Source organism: Helicobacter pylori, assembly GCF_014498195.1.
Lineage (GTDB): Bacteria > Campylobacterota > Campylobacteria > Campylobacterales > Helicobacteraceae > Helicobacter > Helicobacter pylori_DO.
The window spans coordinates 111760-130660 of record NZ_JACTGH010000001.1 but is presented as its reverse complement, the minus strand read 5'-3'; the positions used below and the strand labels follow the sequence as shown (position 1 = coordinate 130660).

Below are 18901 nucleotides of genomic sequence, written 5' to 3'. Positions count from 1 at the left end.
TCATTATAAAACCCATCAGTCAGTTACTTTCTATAATATACCTCTCTTAAAACATATAACTATAAGCCGCATGGATAAAAACGCTCTCTAAAAAATAAGAATTTTTAAAAGAATTTCTGGTGTTTGAAAAAGGGATTTTAGCCCCAAGCTCTATGCGGTGGTGATGAGCAATCGTGCTGCCAAGCCCCACATTAAACAAGCCGTTATAACCCATAAACGAACTATTTTTCATGCCTAAATGGTTGCTTTGATAAAAATACCCTATCCCAAGCCCCCCATACACCCCAAAGCTGTATTTTTTGTAAGTGTAAAAATCGCTCAACACATCCATATTTAAGCTCAATAAAGAAGTGTTAATCGTGTGCAATGCGGTGGGTTTGATCGCCATAAGGTAGGAAAATTCACCCCTTAACGCTAGAGCTTTAAAAAAAGCGAATTGATACCCCCCTTTAGCCCCCCATAAAAAAGCCGTGTAAGAAGAATCGCTAACGGGTTTTGGGGTTATTTCAATAGGGGCTAAACCCACCATAGCCCCAAAATAAATATGACTTTTTTTAGGCTCAAACGCCCCTAACAAGCCCACCCATAAAGCCAAAATGAAAACAATCTTTTTCATTCTAAAGTTTTTTGGTTTTGATAAAACCGCTTGAGTTTGTCATCTATGGGAGCGAGCAAACGATAAAACACCGGCACAATGAGTAGGCTTAACACCATAGAAATCATCAAGCCCCCACTCATCGCAATCCCTATAGGGGATTTCATCGCCGCTCCATCCCCACTCGCCAACGCTAAAGGCAACATGCCGCAAACCATCGCAATGGTCGTCATTAAAATCGGTCTTAAACGGGTTTTGCCGGCAAACAAAATGGCTTCTTGGATATTCAAACCTTTTTTACGCTCTTCATTCGCCACATCAATTAAAAGCGTGGCGTTTTTACCCACCATACCAATGAGCAAGATCAAGCCTATCATAGAGAACATGCTCAAAGGCTGATGGACTAAACCTAGAGCAAAAAACGCCCCTGAAAAGCTTAAAGGCATGGTAACCATGATGATAAAAGGCTCTAAAATGGATTCATACAACGCCGCTAAAATCATATAAATCAACACAAACGCTGTCGCTAAAGCGACTAAAAACTCCCCATTAGTCTCTTTAGCGTTGTCCGCTTCACCGGTAAATCTGTAATTCGCCCCCTCAACCAGCCATTCTTTAGTGTTTTTACTCACTTGCGTTAAAATTTCCCCTAAAGAGATACCCGCTTTAGGTTGAGCGAGCACCGTAACGCTGCGTTGGCGGTTATAGCGAGAAATACTGGACGGGCTTTTAGTTTCTGTGATTTCCACTAAAGCGTCTAAAAACATCAATTTATCGTATTTGTTACGCACTTGCAAGCGTTTGATGTCTTCTACAGAAACGCGCTTGTCATCAGGCACTCTGATGATCATGTCGTATTCTTTGCCATCTTCTTTGAACACGCTCGCTTGAGAAGTCCCAGAGAAAGCAGAGCTCACCACTGAACCGATGGTTTGAGCGCTCACGCCGTATTTGTTGGCGTTTTGTCTTAAAATTTTGAGTTGCAATTGCGGTTGCGATTCGCTCGTGCTCGTATGATAGCCTTCAATCTTGCCTTTTAATTCAGGGCTTTCTAATAAGAATTTTCTCAAATTCGCCACGCTTTTATCCACCGCTTCTTGAGAATGGGAGAATACGAAGGTTTGGAAGGGCGAACTATCCCCACCGCCGCCTAAAAGCGAGACTTCAGAAAGATTAATACTCTCTAAACCTTTAGCTTCAGGCATGCTTTTTAACTCTTTCCTTAAAGCGCTCATCAACTCAAATTGCCCCAATTCACCCTCTTTTTTGCGCTCTTTTAAAGGCTTGAGTTGCACAAAAATTTTAGCCTTAAAAGGGTTTTGTGTGGTGCCATAACCCACTTGCAAGGTGGTAAATTCCACCTCAGCATGCTTTTCAATCGCTTTTTGAAAGATCTTACTCTTTTGTGTCATGTAATCTATGCTCACGCCCGGTTTAGCCCTAAGCCACACTAAAAACCTCCCCCTATCTTCTTTCAGCATGAACTCCATACCGATCTTAGAAGCCACAAAAAGCGAACCCACAAACACCAAAACCACCGCTATAAAGATAATGAGCTTGTGGTTTAACACCCATTGGAGCAATCTGGTGTAATAAGACTCTAAAGCCTTAAAAAAAGGCTCACTCCACACATAAAAACGAGAATGCCTGGGATTGACCACGACTGAGCTTACCATGGGGATAATCGTAACGACCACCACATACGATAAAGCGATCGCTAAAGCCACCGTGATCCCAAAGCTTTGGAAAAAGCGCCCGATAATGCCTTTCATGTTCCCTATAGGCACAAAAACAGAGAGCAGCATCGCTGAAATCGCCACTAGAGCAAAGCCAATTTCCCTCACCCCCTCATAGCTTGCTTTGCGTTTGTTCATGCCCATTTCTAGCTTTTTATGGATGTTTTCAATCACCACGATCGCATCATCAATGATAATCCCTATCGCTAGCGTTAAAGCCACCATGGTGAGCATGTTTAATGAAAAGCCCATCCATTGAATGAGCGCAAAAGTCCCCATGATAGAAATAGGGATAGAGATCGCTGAAACTAAAGTGATCGTGCCGTTACGCAAGAACGCAAACACCACTAAAACCGCCAAAATCGCCCCTAAGACTAAGTCAAATTTCACATCTTCAATAGAGGTGCGGATATAGCTCGTAGTGTCTAAAAAGGGTCTGATTTCATAGCTGGGGCTAATGGCTTGAATGCGCTTTAAAGCTTCATACACCCTATCCACGATTTCAATTTCATTCGCTCCGGCAATCTTTTGGATTTCTAAAATCACACCGGGTTTGTCTTTAAAACTCGCAAAAGTGTTGTCTTCTTCCAAACCGATTTCAATTTTTGCAATATCGCCAAGACGCACATGATTACCCACTTGAATCTTTTCCACATCCGCAACGCTATAACTATTCGCATTCACTAAGATAGACAATTCCCTTTGGCTATTGACAATGCGCCCCCCATCAATTTCCACATTCTCCGCTTTAAGCGTGCTGAAAAGATCCGCATAAGTCAGGTTGTATTTATTCATCAAAGTGGGATCGGCATAAATCCTAATCTGGCGCTCCCTAAAGCCGTTAAGCTGCACGCCCCCTACCCCATTGATTTTTTGGAGCATGGGCTTAATGGTGTTTTTAGCGTAGTCATTAAGGGTTGTAGCTGGCACGCTTGAACTGCTCACAAACAATGAAATAATGGCTTGACTATCGGTATCAAATTTATTGACAGAGGGTTTTTTAATGTTGGAATCATCAAAACGCACCGAAGAAATTTTATTGACCACATCGTTTAAGGCTTCTTCATTAGGTTTTTCTAACTCAAATTCAATGACGACGATACTCACATTTTTAGAACTCGTAGAAGTAACCTTTTTGATCCCATCAATCCCCATAACCGCTTCTTCAATCTTATCGGTTACCTTACTCTCTATGATTTCAGCGCTAGCCCCAGGATAAGTCGTAGTAACCACCACCGTAGGCAGATCAATTTTAGGGAAAAGCGCCACGCTCAGTTTTTTAAACCCCATCACCCCAAAAAAGACGATCGCCAAAGCGAACATCAAGGTCGTAATAGGACGATTAATCGCTGTTTTATACATCAAAATACCCTATCACTTCGTTTGGATAAACCCATCGCCAAAAAGCCCCACTGCCATAGGCTTAGATAAAAGGGCTTCAGCGCTCACTTTCCTGGTGTTTTCATCAACCGTGGGGTAAATCTTAGTGATTTTGGCTTCATGCTGATTGGAATCCCCGTCTATAGAATAAGTGTAAGTATCCCCCACTTTGACTGCATTAATATATTTAGAATCAAATTCAATAACCAATTTCCTGGCATGGCTGACTAATCTCAATAACACCGTGTTATTCGCGCTCACCCCTTCGCCCACTTGAATGTTTTTACTCGCTATCACGCCATCAAAAGGGGCTCTTAAAATGGTTTTATTCAATACCGCAATAGAATAAGCGTAATCCGATTCCAAACGCCTGTAAGTGAACTCATAACCCTCTAGAGTGTTTTTATCCACAGCGCCCCCAATTTTGCTGTATCGTTGGTATTGCTTTTTAGCGAAAATGAGTTGTTGCTCGGTGGAATCGCTTTGAGCCTGTTTGTCTTGATTATACAAAAGCAACAAAACATCGCCCTTTTTGACCACGCTCCCCTCAGTAACCTTAATGCTATCCACAATCCCTGTGCTATCCAAGGTGAGTTTGGAATCTTGTATCGCTTTCACATTGAAAATCGCATACACTTTCTCGCCAGCTTCCAAACTCAAAAGACTCAAAAAAAGTCCCATTAAAATCTTTCGTATCATTTCCACTCCCTTAATGCACATAGTCGTCTATTTTATGCCCGCTATTGAAAATGTAGTTGGCTTTTTGCACTTCATAGTTGTTGAGCGCTAAATTGTAAGCCACTTCCGCATCAAAGCGCGTGGTTAAGCCCCTTAAATAGGTGGTGAAATCCACTAAATTAGCGTCGTATTTCCTCTTAATATTGGCAAAAGAAAGATTGGCCGCATCCAAACTGGCCTTTGAAGATTCAATCTTGGCTCTGGCAATATCAAGCGATTTTCTATAAAGCTGTTCGTCTTTTTCTTGCTCTAGCTTTTTATACGCTAAATTCTTTTCATTCGCTAATCGGCCTAGCATGATGGATTGTTTTTGCAAGCTCAACCCTATATCATCAAAAATATTCAAAGTCGCAGTAACCCCAGCCGTGTTTTGCTGGCCCGGGAATAAGTTCCCAAAACCCCCCAAAGCGTAAGCGGGTTTTTGGATCCAAAAAAGCCATGAGTCAAACACATCTATCTTGGGGTAATAGTTGAGTTGTTTGTTTTGGTATTTGAGCGCAGAAATTTGCTCCCTTAAAGAGACTAAATCTTTTCGTTCTCTTAGTTGCAAATTAGGTACATCAATCGTGGTCTTTTTTAAATTTTTCACATTGAGATTAGTGAGATACTCCAAAGTCAAGCGGTTTTGCTCCAAAGCGAATTGCATGTCCAAAATATCGTATTCGCTCAAATTCCCTTGCGCTTTTAGGCTTTGCAAATCATCAATGGTGGTTAGCCCTTTGTCATAGAGTTTGGTAACCCTTTTAATGTCCGTTTGGATTTGCTCTAATTTTTTTTGTAAAGCGATCATGCGAGCGAGGTTATTAAAATACTCATAGTATTGTTGCACCACTTGCAAAAATATGCTTTGGCGGCTATACTCTAAAGTGGCTACATTAGAGCGATAAGTCGCAGACTTTTCTTTGACATTATTCACATCGCTAAAACCATTAAACACGTTCAATGTGGCTTGAGCTTGGAGTTGTTGCGTGTTATAATGCTTAAAGTTTGGGGTATCCCTGTTTTCATTTTTAAAGTTATAACTCGCGTTCAAAGTAGGCAAAAACATCGCTTTTGCGATAGTGTGGTTTTTCATTGCTTGCTTGACACTGAGTTCTTGCGCTTGCAAACTGAGATTAGTGGTAGCCCCTTTTAGCAATTCATAAAGCCCCAAAGCGGCTTTATCGCTTTTTTCATGGTATTTAGCGATCTCTTGATTGATCGTGGTCGCTGTTTCTTTGGGCGAGGGCAAAAAACTCGGTGTCGCTTCTAAAGAACTTGTCGGCGGATCAATGAGTTTTAAATTCTTATGGCTATAATTGTTAAGGATTTGCTTGATTTCATCTGGGGTTTTAGAGGGGGTTTGGGCTAGAGTTAGAGTAACACACAAACCTAATAAGCTCATGCATCTTATAATGGTATTCATAAGTCCCCCTATCGTCTGGTTTTAGCATGCACTAATTGCACTAAATATTTTGCGTTTTCTCTGGGTAAATCCGGTAGCATCCCATGCCCTAAATTAAAAATATGCCCTTGATTGCCCATGACCTTTAGAATCTTTTCAACCCCTTCTTCTAAAGCGTTTTTATCATAAAGGCGGGTGGGTTCTAAATTCCCTTGCAAAACATACTTACCGCCTAAAATCTTTTTTGCCACCTCTAAAGGCGTGCCCCAATCCACGCCAAACACATCAAATTCCCCATCTATGCTGTCCAAATAAGTGCCAATCCCTTTAGGGAAAAGGATAACCGGGACATGCGCATAGCGTTTTTTAAGCTCTTTAGAGATTTTTTTCAAATAATCCCAACTGAATTCCAAATACGCTTCTTTTTCTAAAGCGCTAGCCCATGAGTCAAAAATCATCACTGCATTGACCCCTACTTGGATTTGAAGGCTCAAATACTCTATCAATTCAAGGCTTAATTTTTCTAAAAGCGCTTTTAAAACTTCAGGCTCGCTATAAAGCATTTTCTTGCTTTTGGCATACGATTTGCTCCCCTCGCCTTCTATCATGTAAGTCGCTAAAGTCCAAGGCGATCCGCAAAAACCGATTAGTGCTTTCTCTTTAGAAAGCTTTTGGCGCGTTTGAGAAATCGTATCATAGACATAGTTTAGTTGTTTATAAGCCCCTACTTTTAGGCTTTCCACGCTTTTTAAATCCGTAATCGTCTCTAAAAAATGCGGCCCCTTTTTGGGGATAAACTCCAAATTCAAGCCCATTTCCAAAGGCACTACTAAAATATCGCTAAACAAAATAGCCGCATCCACGCCCAAAATCTCTACCGGCTGTAGGGTAACTTCTGTGGCTAAATCGCTATTTTTACACAATTCCAAGAAGCTCCCCGCTTTTTTACGGCTCTCTTGGTATTCGCTAAGGTAACGCCCCGCTTGCCTCATCATCCAAATGGGCGTGTAAGGTGTTTCTTTTTTAAAACATGCATCAATGAAAATCATCATAAATCCTTAAAGGTTTGTCTAATTATGGTTTTTATACTCTATAGTTGTCTTTTAAAATGAATATTTTACCCTAAAAATCTAGTAAAGTCATAAAAAGTGAATGTGATACCAACAGAATAGATATTCAATCGTGGCGTGCCGAAAGCCTTAGAAAATTTGCTTTGGATGAAATAAAAAGGGATACCGCCCCTTGCTTCTATACTCAAGCCAAAATTTTTAGCCGCATTGAAAAACAAACCCACACTCCCCACCGCTGATTGGATATTGAATTGATATTTATCAATCTTAGCCCCTAAAAAAGGCGATCCGCAAAAACCGATTAGTGCTTTCTCTTTAGAAAGCTTTTGGCGCGTTTGAGAAATCGTATCATAGACATAGTTTAGTTGTTTATAAGCCCCTACTTTTAGGCTTTCCACGCTTTTTAAATCCGTAATCGTCTCTAAAAAATGCGGCCCCTTTTTGGGGATAAACTCCAAATTCAAGCCCATTTCCAAAGGCACTACTAAAATATCGCTAAACAAAATAGCCGCATCCACGCCCAAAATCTCTACCGGCTGTAGGGTAACTTCTGTGGCTAAATCGCTATTTTTACACAATTCCAAGAAGCTCCCCGCTTTTTTACGGCTCTCTTGGTATTCGCTAAGGTAACGCCCCGCTTGCCTCATCATCCAAATGGGCGTGTAAGGTGTTTCTTTTTTAAAACATGCATCAATGAAAATCATCATAAATCCTTAAAGGTTTGTCTAATTATGGTTTTTATACTCTATAGTTGTCTTTTAAAATGAATATTTTACCCTAAAAATCTAGTAAAGTCATAAAAAGTGAATGTGATACCAACAGAATAGATATTCAATCGTGGCGTGCCGAAAGCCTTAGAAAATTTGCTTTGGATGAAATAAAAAGGGATACCGCCCCTTGCTTCTATACTCAAGCCAAAATTTTTAGCCGCATTGAAAAACAAACCCACACTCCCCACCGCTGATTGGATATTGAATTGATATTTATCAATCTTAGCCCCTAAAATTTGAAGCTGATAGCCTAAGGCGATTTTAGGGATAACCCACCCCTTAAAAAGCCTAACCCCAGCCATAAACCCAGCGCTCATGAAATACGAATCGCCCATTCCAGCATCCAAATACCCCCCTAATAAAGCTTTCTTTTTTAAAACGAACCCTGCTTGAAAGCCTAAAGAAGCGTCATGGTAAGTTTTATCCATTAAAATAGGCGGGCGGTTTTTAGGGCGGATGGGGGATCTTTTAGTCGTTTCTGCATGCTGATAAAGATAGCCGATTTTAAAAGAGCCAAAATATTTTTTAGTAGGCTCTAAAGGTTTGAAAAAATTCCAATCCTTTTTGGCCAATAAAACGCCTTTTAAAAGGCTTAAGATTAAGAAAAATCTAAAAATCAAAGCTTTAATTCCAATTTTTGTTTGGAAAATTCTACAATCTTTCCATGGAATCTCGCATAAAGTTGCGCTAAAGAAATGGTGTTTTCATAAAGCGCTAAAGCGGAATTTAAATTCTCTTGAACGCCTTTTTCAAAAAAATGTTGCAATTCGTCATAATCTTCTATCTCTATGCCTATTTTTTTTAAAAAAAGATAGCTGTATTTATCCACCACCATCACTTCTTTAGCGCACGCATAGCATAAAATCGCATCCGCGCTTTCTTTGCCAATACCCTTTTGGTCTAAAAGCCACTCTCTGGTTACTTCTTGTTTAAAATTTTCAAAACTTTGAAAGTCTTTTAAAATATTCCCGCTCAAATCAATCAACCGTTTGGCTTTTTGGTTATAAAACCCGCTAGGGCGGACACACTCTGCAAGCTTTGAAAACTCTATATAAGCGATTTTTTTAAGATTGATTTCATCATCATTTTCTAAAATGCGAGCGTTTTTTAAATTTTCTAAAGATTTCAAAACGGCTTCAAATTTAGTGTTTTGCGTTAAAACCGCTCCTAGTAGAGCTTCAAATTTCAAAGCGTTAGGCCACCACCAAGTAGGGGCGTTTTTCAATAAATCCAAGCTCTTTAAAGCCTTTAAAATCTCAAAACTATCTAACACAATAACCGCCTATAATTAAAGTATAAATAAAGAAATCAAAAAGAGTACTTTATTAAAAAAGAAGCAAAAATTAAAGCGAAAAGCCAACGCTTAAAGCGTTAGCCCCATACAAACACCTTTCTTAAAACTAAGTTAAAAGCCTTAAGATATTTTGTTGAACGGTATTGGCTTGACTCATCGCATAGCTACCTGATTGCGCCAAAATGTTGTTTTTGTTGAAATTCGCGCTCTCTTCAGCGAAATCCACATCCCTGATTTGAGATTCAGCCGCTTTAACATTCACTTGAGTGATGCTGATATTATTCACGGTGCTAATCATTTGATTTTGCACAGAACCTAAATCAGAGCGGACTTTATCCAACATTTTCATCGCTGATTCGGCAATATCAATCACCACCATCGCGCCTCTTAAGGTAGTTACCCCAGATCCCAAGCTTTGGTTACCGCTAGCGATCACGGCGTTATAGTTCGCGCCACTGGCTGATTTGACATTAGCGTTAAAATTCCCGGTAACATCGCGCAAATTCACCGTGGTTTCTGCCACTTGAGATTCCCCAAAACCAATCGCCGTGAAGCCTAAATGTTGCGAGTCAGAAGCCGAAACGACATTGATACTCTTAGCGTCTAATCGTGTGAGAGAAAGTCTCCCATAGTTAGTAGAACCTTTTGTTAAATCCTGACCGCCATTGACCATCGTTAAAGCGCTAGGCCCATTACTGACGCTGTCGGTTTTGATTTCAATCCCACGACCATCTATACTGCGCAAATTCAAGCGCCCTTTTTGATCCGTATAAGCTTCCACACCGGTTTCTGAAGTGACCGCATTGATCGCTGCGACTAACCTTCCGTCTGAGTCGTTTTTCTTAATATCTGCGATATTACCCAAATGGATCCCATTTAAGGTTAAATTACTCAAACTTCCTGACTGGACCGCCACATCGCTCGTGGTGATAACGCTCGCATAGGCTTTAACGCCTGTTCGGTTAGAGTTTTTGTTGATCACTTCCGCTAACACGCCAATCCCTGTGCCTGCTGAACTAGAAACTTTTACGCTCTCTAAAGTTACATCATTCACGCCATCCACTTGTTTAAAAGTCAAGCTAATATCCCCAGAAGCCGTGATTAACGCACCCGTAGCGATACGAACCTGACCGATTTTATCGGAAGTGGTAGAGCCGATAGAAGCCTTAATGCTTTGGTTAGAATAAGCCCCTACTTGGAATTCTTTGTTAGTGAATTGACCAGACAATAACGCTTGCCCGTTATAAGTCGTTGTGTTACCGATATTGTCTAAACCTTGAATCAAACGAACGATGTCAGATTGAATCGCTTTACGAGATTCCGTGGTTTGCCCGTCTTGAGCCGCTTGAGTCGCTTTAACCTTAACGGTGTCTAAGATTTTCAACTGCTCATCCATAGCCTTATCTGCAACCTGGATAATCCCCATGCCGTCATTCGTGTTGGCAATCGCTTGACCCAAACTGCTCGCTTGTGAACGCAAAGAATCCGCCACCGTCATGCCTGATGCGTCATCAGCCGCTTTATTAATCCTTAAACCTGAACTCAATCGCTCCAATGAAGTTTTAAGCGCATTTTGAGTGAGTGCGGATTGCACATGTGCATTCATCGCATTGATATTTGTATTGACCTGAAAAGCCATTGTTGTAACTCCTTGTTATAAAAAACCCAAAGGCATCCTTGCTTTTGGTTGGAACTATTATCGGTTAAAGTTTGAAATTTTAAAGGGCTTTATTTTCAAAGCAAAATTTAAAGGAGCATGAAAATGGGCTATAATAAAGAAAATTTATACCAAATCTTATTGAATGCAAACACCGAATGCAAACACCAATGGATACCATAAAAAACATTCCCCTAAGGACTTTCATTTTACTCTATAAAAGCTCACCAAAAAGGTATTGAAGTGAAAAAAGCATTATACATAACAAGCAAAATAACTCTTTGGTTATTGGCGCTTTTAGGTGTTTATGCTTTAGTGATCTTTGTTGCACTTAAAACCTATTATCAAAATAAAGGCTATAGTATTTTAACATTTGGAGTAATTATAATGACAGAAGAAACCTATGAAGCCTATCTTGATACGAATATTAAACAATTGGAAGAGATAAGAAATCAAAAGCTTAACAAAGCATTGGAATTGTGTAAACAATCAGGTCTTGTCCTTAGAGCGTTTGACGGAAAAAATTTTTCATTTGAATGCGATGAACCAAATCGCTCTAAACCCTAACGAAAAGATAGATCCTTAGAGTTTGAATTTTATGCACTAGTCGGCAAGAATGCTAGCGGAAAAAGCACGCTGATTAATTTATTGTTAGGTTTTTATACCCCAAATTCAGGTCAAATTATCATTAATAACAAATACCCATTGCAAGACTTGGAACTAAATAGCTACCATCAACAAATGAGTGCCATATTTCAAGATTTTTCTCTTTATGCTGGGTATAGCATTGATGATAATCTTTTTATGCAAAACAATATCACTAAAGAGCAATTAAAGCAAAAAAGAGAAATACTAAAATCTTTTGATGAAAATTTTCAAAATTGTCTTAATGATTATAGCAACGCATTATTTGGAACACAGTATAATGGGATAGATTTTTCTCTGGGTCAAAAGCAACGCATAGCTACCATAAGAGCCTTTTTAAAACCAAGTCATTGTGTTGTTTTAGATGAGCCAAGCAGTACTATTGACCCCATTATAGAAAAAGAGTTTTTGGATTTTATTTTTAAAAAATCGCAATCTAAGATGGCTTTAATTATTACACACCGCATGAATAGTGTCAAGCAAGCTGATGAAATTATCGTTTTAGATCAAGGCAAACTAATAGAACAGGGCAACTTTGAAACCCTTATAAAGAAACAGGGCTTATTTTCTGAATTGTTTTTGAAACAACAATACTAGCGAGCGCTTAAATTGTTTGGTAATTTTGGGTATAATCTCAAAAGATTCAAATTTAAATAAGGAATGCCACCATGTTTGGGAATAAGCAGTTACAGCTTCAAATCAGTCAAAAAGATTCTGAAATTACGGAGTTAAAAAAGGAAGTCAATCTCTATCAAAGCCTTTTAAATTTGTGCTTGCATGAGGGTTTTGTAGGTATTAAAAACAATAAAGTCGTTTTTAAAAGCGGGAATCTTGCAAGCTTAAACAATTTAGAAGAACAAAGCGTTCATTTTAAAGAAAATGCAGAGAGCGTTGATTTGCAAGGGGTTTCTTATTCTTTAAAAAGCCAAAACATTGATGGCGTGCAGTATTTTTCCCTAGCCAAAAAAACAGGGGGTGTGGGGGAATACCATAAAAATGATTTGTTTAAGACTTTTTGCGCGAGCTTAAAAGAGGGCTTAGAGAATGCGCAAGAAAGCATGCAGTATTTCCATCAAGAAACAGGCTTGCTCTTGAATGCGGCTAAAAATGGCGAAGTGCATTCTACTGAAGGATTAGGGACTGTTAATAAAACGAGTCAAGACATTGAATCGCTTTATGAAAAGATGCAAAACGCCACTTCGCTAGCGGACTCTCTCAACCAACGGAGCAATGAAATCACTCAAGTCATTTCTTTGATTGATGATATTGCAGAACAAACCAATCTCTTAGCCCTAAACGCCGCTATTGAGGCCGCACGAGCGGGCGAGCATGGGAGAGGGTTTGCGGTGGTGGCTGATGAGGTGAGAAAACTCGCTGAAAAAACCCAGAAAGCCACTAAAGAAATCGCCGTTGTCGTTAAAAGCATGCAACAAGAAGCGAACGACATTCAAACCAACACCCACGATATTAATTCTATTGTAGGCTCTATTAAGGGCGATGTAGAAGAGCTTAAATCCACCGTAAAAAACAACATGATTGTCGCGCAAGCGGCAAAATACACCATCTACAATATCAATAACCGGGTGTTTTGCGGTCTGGCTAAATTGGATCATGTGGTCTTTAAAAACAATCTTTATGGCATGGTCTTTGGTCTCAACTCCTTTGATATTACCAGCCATAAGAGTTGCCGCTTAGGCAAATGGTATTATGAGGGTGCGGGTAAAGAAAACTTTGCTAACACTTCAGGCTATAGAGCTTTAGAAAGCCACCATGCGAGCGTGCATGCTGAAGCTAATGATTTGGTTAAAGCCGTTCAAGAAGATCATGTTACCGATTCAAAATACCTAGAACATAAAGTGCATTTAATGGAAGATAGCGCTAAGCATGTCAAAGAAAATATTGATAAGATGTTTTATGAAAAACAAGACGAACTCAATAAAATCATTGAAAAAATTCAAAAAGGCGAATGATTCCATTCAATGAAGTGTTTTGATGTTTTCTAAATCCTTAGAAGCCCTACGCCATGCCAAACGCTACCGCAAAAGAGAGCTGTTTGACCCTTTATTAAAGGATTACGCTTCTAATGATTATTTGGGTTTGAGCGTTAAAAAAGATTTGCTTCAAAACGCTTTTAATAAGCTCCAATCCTTTGGTGCTCATTCCCCCAAGGCTTCCATGCTAGTGAATGGCTACCACCCTTTGCATGCAGAATTAGAAGAACGACTAGCGGATTTGTTGGGGTTTGAAAGCGCTCTTTTAGTGGGGAGTGGTTTTTTGGGCAATCTGGCTTTAATAGACACCCTTTTAGTCAAAAACGCTCTCTTATTCATGGACGAACACTACCATGCAAGCGGGATTTTTAGCACCAAAACGAAGCCTAATCAAGTGGTTTTTTTCTCGCACAATGACGCTAAGGATTTACAACAAAAACTCTTTAACGCTCCTAAAAATAAGCTCAAATTCATCGCCATTGAGGGGGTTTATTCTATGGATGCGAGTATCGCTCCTTATGATTTTTATGCAATCACTCAAGAGATCCCTAACGCTTTTTTAATCGTTGATGAAGCCCATAGTTTTGGGACTATCGGCGAGAATTTATTGGGTTTTTTAGAATATCATCGCATCAAAGAAAAAGACAAAATCATTAAGCTCAGCACTTTTTCTAAAGCGCTTGCGAGCTATGGGGCGTGTGTTTTAGCCCCTTTACAAGTCATAGAGTTTTTAACCAATCGCGCTAAAAGCGTGATTTACACCACCGCTTTAAGCCTGTTAGACACCGCTTTGACTTTGGCTCATTTAGAATACTTTATCGCGCAAAAACAAGAATTGAAAAAAGAGCTTAGCAAACACCAACAGATTATTTTTGAAACTTTAGGTATTAGAACGCTCGCAGGATTTTTTACCCTAGAATTTGAAAGCAATCCCGCTCTTTTAAACGCCCATCATTTTTTGAAAGAAAAGGGGTTTTTAGTGGGAGCTATCCGCCCCCCAACAGTTTCTAAACCCCTTTTACGAGTTTCTTTATCCCTCAAAAACAGCTTAGAAGACACTAAAGATCTTGCGAACACCCTTTTAAATTATTCTAAAATACAATCTTCTTTTAAGAGTGATTAAATGCTAAAAAAGATTTTTTATGGTTTTATCGTTTTATTTTTAATTATCATAGGGTTGTTAGCCATTCTTATCGCTCAAGTTTGGGTAACTACGGATAAAGATATTGCTAAAATTAAAGATTATCGTCCGAGTGTCGCTTCACAGATTTTAGACCGAAAAGGGCGTTTGATCGCTAATATTTATGATAAGGAATTTCGTTTTTATGCACGTTTTGAAGAAATCCCCCCACGATTTATTGAAAGCCTTTTAGCGGTAGAAGACACCCTCTTTTTTGAGCATGGGGGGATCAATTTGGACGCTATCATGCGTGCTATGATTAAAAACGCTAAAAGCGGTCGTTACACCGAAGGGGGTAGCACTCTAACCCAACAACTCGTTAAAAACATGGTGCTCACGCGAGAAAAAACATTAACCAGAAAGCTCAAAGAAGCCATCATTTCCATACGCATTGAAAAAGTCTTAAGCAAAGAAGAAATTTTAGAGCGTTATTTGAACCAAACTTTTTTTGGGCATGGGTATTATGGCGTGAAAACCGCAAGTTTAGGGTATTTTAAAAAACCCCTTGACAAACTCACGCTTAAAGAAATCGCCATGTTAGTCGCCTTACCCAGAGCCCCAAGTTTTTATGATCCTACCAAAAATTTAGAATTTTCACTCTCTAGGGCTAATGATATTTTAAGGCGGTTGTATTCTTTAGGCTGGATTTCTTCTAACGAGCTCAAAGGCGCTCTCAATGAAGTGCCAATCGTCTATAACCAAACTTCCACACAAAATATCGCTCCCTATGTCGTGGATGAAGTGTTGAAACAATTGGATCAATTAGATGGGCTAAAAACTCAAGGCTATACCATAAAGCTCACGATAGATTTGGATTACCAACGCTTGGCGTTAGAGTCCTTGCGTTTTGGGTATCAAAAAATCTTAGAAAAAATCGCTAAAGAAAAGCCAAAAACTAACGCATCTAATGAAGATGAAGACAACTTGAACGCTAGCATGATCGTTACAGACACGAGCACCGGTAAGATTTTAGCTTTAGTGGGGGGGATTGATTATAAAAAAAGCGCTTTCAATCGTGCCACGCAAGCCAAACGGCAATTTGGGAGCGCGATAAAACCCTTTGTGTATCAAATCGCTTTTGATAATGGCTATTCCACCACTTCTAAAATCCCTGATACCGCGCGAAATTTTGAAAATGGCAATTATAGTAAAAACAGCGCACAAAACCACGCATGGCACCCTAGCAATTATTCTCGCAAGTTTTTAGGGCTTGTAACCTTGCAAGAAGCCTTGAGCCATTCGTTAAATCTAGCCACGATCAATTTAAGCGATCAGCTTGGCTTTGAAAAAATTTATCAATCTTTAAGCGATATGGGGTTTAAAAACCTCCCTAAAGATTTATCTATTGTGTTAGGGAGCTTTGCTATCTCACCAATTGATGCGGCTGAAAAGTATTCTCTATTTTCTAATTACGGCACCATGCTCAAACCCATGCTCATTGAAAGCATCACCAACCAACAAAACGAAGTCAAAACTTTCACGCCTATGGAAACCAAAAAGATCACTTCCAAAGAACAAGCCTTTTTAACCCTTTCAGCGCTGATGAATGCGGTAGAAAACGGCACAGGGAGTTTGGCTCGCATTAAAGGTTTAGAAATTGCCGGTAAAACCGGGACTTCTAACAACAATATTGACGCTTGGTTCATTGGCTTTACCCCCACCCTACAAAGCGTGATCTGGTTTGGGAGAGACGATAACACGCCTATTGGCAAAGGAGCGACAGGGGGCGGCGTTGTGAGTGTGCCTGTGTATTCGTATTTCATGCGTAACATTTTAGCGATTGAACCTTCTTTAAAAAGGAAGTTTGATGTCCCCAAAGGCTTGCGTAAAGAAATCGTGGATAAAATCCCCTACTACTCAAGCCCCAATTCCATCACCCCCACCCCCAAAAAAACAGACGATAGCGAAGAACGCTTGTTGTTCTAATCCTACATGGCTATAGGGACTTTAACGTCTCCGTAATTGATAGAATCTTTAAAGATTTCTTCCACTTTAGCCACAAGAATGCTCACCGCTTGATTGTCTAAGCCCATTTTATGCAACCCTTCGCTCAAAGCGTCCTTATCAAAACCACGTGCGCGCACTAACGCAAACACTTCCTCATTGTTAGGATTGATATAAATCCCTAAACGATCCACATTCATCAAGCTGTCATAAATGGGCTGTGTCATTTGGATAAACATTTCATTAGTGATCTTTTGCTTGATGCGATTGGTTTTGGAAAGGTAAGCCTCTTTGAGTTTATGCACAATATTTTGCGCCACTCTTATTGTCGCTCTTTTGGTAGCGATTTTTTCTATTTCTTCAGTTTTCTTACCATCCACAATGTGCGAGCTATCCACCCCTTGCGTGATATACTGGCTGCGATTTTGCAACATCCAATAAGGCACATCTTGTAAAAAAGAATTTCTTTGTGAAGTGTTTGGGCAAGTGCAAGCTTGCAACATCAAAACACCCAATCCGCATAAAAACAATTGCTTGCTTTTTAAAAAAGGTTTTTCTAACACGCTATCCCCTTTGATTTTGATTTTACAGAGTGTAACACAAATCTTTAAGATTTTAAACAATAATTAGGTAAAAAATAAAAAAAAATAAAATGATTAAAACTTTATTTAAAAAATCAACACGCAGTTAAGCATTAGAATAAGCCGGGTTCTGTCAATGGATGGCCATTTATCTGGGAAATATTTTGCAATATTCCTCAAGCGAAGCGTGTATCAATTTAGACTTACCATGCGCTTCTTGCTACAAATTGGGTTTGCCCAAACAAGCTAAATTGCTTTAGCTCTGGTGGGCTCTTACCCCACCCTTTCACCCTTACCTTAAAAAGGCGGTTTGCTTTCTGTGGCACTTTCCCTTAGCTTACGCTAGCCATCCGTTAGATGGAATTTTGTCTAATGTAGCCCGGACTTTCCTCTATTCTAAAATAGCGACCATCTTCTAATGCGTTAATATATTAGAAAAAAGTAGCTTTAAAAGAGTTTAAAAATTAAGGGTATAGAGAATATTTTTATCATTCTCATAGCTCACAAGGATAAGCTCATTATCCCTAAACCCACAAGCGCTGATATTTTTAATCTCTTTTGGCAAGCCATAAACTTCAAGGATCTCTTCTTTTGTAGGGTCTATGACTAAAAGCGTGTTAAATTCCTTACTGAACGCATAAAGTTGATTATCCTTTAAAGCTAACGCGCTAATGACTAACTCGCCCAGTTTCCTTTTTTCTTTAAGTTTGGCATTACCTAGTTCAAGTAAAAACTCCCCATGCACCTGTTTGTCGCTATTACGCATAGAGATAATAATCAAATCCTTATAGCGTTTGTTAGGAGCGGTAATCAAATAAGTGAATTTAACCCCTCTTCTTGCAGTGCTGATATAATAGTTTTTCGCCCTAGAAGTTTTTAAGCGGCTGCGTTCCACTTCATCAAAAGAGTTAGCCCCCTCTAAAAAATAAGGGAAGTTTTTAAGCGCGTTAGCGTTTTTATTAGGAGTGATTTCTACGCTCGTTTTATTATTGCCCATGATCACAATGTTTTCATCTTCGTTAAAATCCGCCCCCACGAACGCCCCCACCGTCGTGCTGTAATAACTATCCAACACCATATGGCTGTGAATGGTTTTCAAATCGTTACTTACAAGATAAAGCCCTTGGTTTTCTGTGGTAAGGATTGCCTTGTCTTCATTGAAATTCAAATCCGTGATCGCTCCATTCAATTTCAAAAAAAGCTCTTCTTTTTTCTCAATCTTTAGAGTTTTTGTAATTTCTAAAGGCGAACGCTCATAATCATTATCTTTAGGCAAAGCGCTCAATTTCAAAGGCTCGCCCACATCCCTCCTGCCTAAAACGCTTCTTGGGAATTTCAAATGATCCCAATTCTCCATAGACCAGACCGATTCTTTCAAATTCCAAGAAAACCTCACCGGATCGCTTTGCCCTATGTAAGGGAAAGGCCCGGTAGAAATAAACGCTTGCACAGCGTTAGAACCCACCACTATAAAGAAAACATAAAAAGCGCTTTTTTGGAGCGCGTTTAATGAATAATCTTTAAAAAGTTGGGTATTAGGGGCAAAAAAGAGCAAAACCGCTAAAAGCACCACCACGCTAAAAAAGACAAAAAGCGCCCAAAACTGCGTGTGCAAGCCCAAAATAGCGAGCGCAAAGCCCTGCCCCACATCTTCTAACGCATGGCTACCGGTATGATAAAAGCTCTCATACAACCCGCTACTAGCCATAAGCAACAGCAAAGCAATGTATTTAGGCTTAAACCCAAAACGCACCACCAAAAGCGCCACCGCCCCTATTAAAATCATGTTGATGCGTTGCACCCAGCAAAAAATACAAGGCGAATCTTTCAAAACATAGCCAAAATAAAAATTCGCCAAACCCACAGGAAAGATCAAAATCCCTAAAATTGCCAAAGAAAAAAGATTATAAAATCGGGTTTCTTTATTCATGCATCC

The 18901-nt window shown here is 39.6% G+C and carries 14 protein-coding genes, 1 other RNA gene and 3 pseudogenes; 6 read left to right on the top strand and 12 right to left on the bottom strand.

Annotation, left to right across the window (positions count from 1 at the left end; all coding sequences use genetic code 11):
• Nucleotides 1-46: 46 nt before the first annotated feature.
• From H7N67_RS00625 to H7N67_RS00585, 9 genes and pseudogenes are all read right to left on the bottom strand, one after another.
• Nucleotides 47-616 (bottom strand): outer membrane beta-barrel protein, encoded by a 570-nt coding sequence (locus H7N67_RS00625; protein WP_187938707.1) that lies wholly within the window; start codon nucleotides 614-616, stop codon nucleotides 47-49.
• The gene (hefC, locus tag H7N67_RS00620; RefSeq protein ID WP_187938706.1) at nucleotides 613-3693 is read right to left on the bottom strand and encodes an efflux RND transporter permease subunit HefC; all 3081 of its coding nucleotides are present in this window, start codon (nucleotides 3691-3693) and stop codon (nucleotides 613-615) included. Before hefC ends, H7N67_RS00625 begins: the two co-directional genes overlap by 4 nt.
• Nucleotides 3694-3705: 12 nt before the next feature.
• On the bottom strand, nucleotides 3706-4410 hold the full coding sequence (gene hefB / locus H7N67_RS00615) for an efflux RND transporter periplasmic adaptor subunit HefB (protein ID WP_097713070.1): 705 nt from the start codon (nucleotides 4408-4410) through the stop codon (nucleotides 3706-3708).
• Nucleotides 4411-4420: 10 nt separating this feature from the next.
• Nucleotides 4421-5854, bottom strand: coding sequence for an efflux RND transporter outer membrane subunit HefA (gene hefA / locus H7N67_RS00610; RefSeq protein ID WP_187938705.1), 1434 nt, complete (start codon nucleotides 5852-5854; stop codon nucleotides 4421-4423).
• Between the two features lie 8 nt (nucleotides 5855-5862).
• On the bottom strand, nucleotides 5863-6882 hold the full coding sequence (hemE, locus tag H7N67_RS00605; RefSeq protein WP_187938704.1) for a uroporphyrinogen decarboxylase: 1020 nt from the start codon (nucleotides 6880-6882) through the stop codon (nucleotides 5863-5865).
• A gap of 299 nt (nucleotides 6883-7181) precedes the next feature.
• Nucleotides 7182-7607 (bottom strand): annotated as a pseudogene (locus H7N67_RS00600) (uroporphyrinogen decarboxylase family protein); the annotation flags it as partial.
• A gap of 68 nt (nucleotides 7608-7675) precedes the next feature.
• A complete protein-coding gene (locus tag H7N67_RS00595) occupies nucleotides 7676-8293 on the bottom strand; it encodes a hypothetical protein (protein WP_047418614.1) in 618 nt (205 codons plus the stop codon).
• Entirely contained in the window at nucleotides 8290-8946 is a 657-nt protein-coding gene (locus tag H7N67_RS00590; RefSeq protein ID WP_187938703.1) for a 3-methyladenine DNA glycosylase, read from the bottom strand. Before H7N67_RS00590 ends, H7N67_RS00595 begins: the two co-directional genes overlap by 4 nt.
• 127 nt (nucleotides 8947-9073) lie before the next feature.
• Nucleotides 9074-10606 carry a flagellin A gene (locus H7N67_RS00585; protein ID WP_000885496.1) on the bottom strand — a complete coding sequence of 511 codons (1533 nt, stop codon included), beginning with the start codon at nucleotides 10604-10606 and terminating at the stop codon, nucleotides 9074-9076.
• A gap of 176 nt (nucleotides 10607-10782) precedes the next feature.
• Here H7N67_RS00585 and H7N67_RS07915 point away from each other — a divergent pair.
• From H7N67_RS07915 to pbp1a, 6 genes and pseudogenes are all read left to right on the top strand, one after another.
• A pseudogene (locus tag H7N67_RS07915) lies at nucleotides 10783-10857 on the top strand (ABC transporter ATP-binding protein); the annotation flags it as partial.
• A 10-nt stretch (nucleotides 10858-10867) separates the two neighbouring features.
• Complete coding sequence (locus tag H7N67_RS00580) at nucleotides 10868-11191, top strand: hypothetical protein (RefSeq protein WP_042636186.1); 324 nt, start codon at nucleotides 10868-10870, stop codon at nucleotides 11189-11191.
• Between the two features lie 24 nt (nucleotides 11192-11215).
• Nucleotides 11216-11866: pseudogene (locus H7N67_RS00575) on the top strand (ATP-binding cassette domain-containing protein); the annotation flags it as partial.
• Nucleotides 11867-11937: 71 nt separating this feature from the next.
• Nucleotides 11938-13239, top strand: a complete 1302-nt coding sequence (tlpD, locus tag H7N67_RS00570) for a chemotaxis chemoreceptor TlpD (protein WP_187938702.1) — start codon at nucleotides 11938-11940, stop codon at nucleotides 13237-13239.
• 22 nt (nucleotides 13240-13261) lie between these two features.
• Nucleotides 13262-14383, top strand: coding sequence for an aminotransferase class I/II-fold pyridoxal phosphate-dependent enzyme (locus H7N67_RS00565; RefSeq protein ID WP_187938701.1), 1122 nt, complete (start codon nucleotides 13262-13264; stop codon nucleotides 14381-14383).
• Nucleotides 14384-16366 (top strand): penicillin-binding protein 1A, encoded by a 1983-nt coding sequence (pbp1a, locus tag H7N67_RS00560; protein ID WP_187938700.1) that lies wholly within the window; start codon nucleotides 14384-14386, stop codon nucleotides 16364-16366.
• Nucleotides 16367-16368: 2 nt separating this feature from the next.
• On the opposite strand, the gene H7N67_RS00555 is transcribed toward pbp1a, so the two are convergent.
• From H7N67_RS00555 to H7N67_RS00545, 3 genes are all read right to left on the bottom strand, one after another.
• Nucleotides 16369-16947 carry a tumor necrosis factor alpha-inducing protein gene (locus H7N67_RS00555; RefSeq protein WP_187938699.1) on the bottom strand — a complete coding sequence of 193 codons (579 nt, stop codon included), beginning with the start codon at nucleotides 16945-16947 and terminating at the stop codon, nucleotides 16369-16371.
• A gap of 124 nt (nucleotides 16948-17071) precedes the next feature.
• An RNA gene (gene rnpB / locus H7N67_RS00550) (RNase P RNA component class A) lies at nucleotides 17072-17387 on the bottom strand.
• 35 nt (nucleotides 17388-17422) lie between these two features.
• Entirely contained in the window at nucleotides 17423-18895 is a 1473-nt protein-coding gene (locus H7N67_RS00545; protein WP_187938698.1) for a disulfide bond formation protein B, read from the bottom strand.
• Nucleotides 18896-18901: the final 6 nt, after the last annotated feature.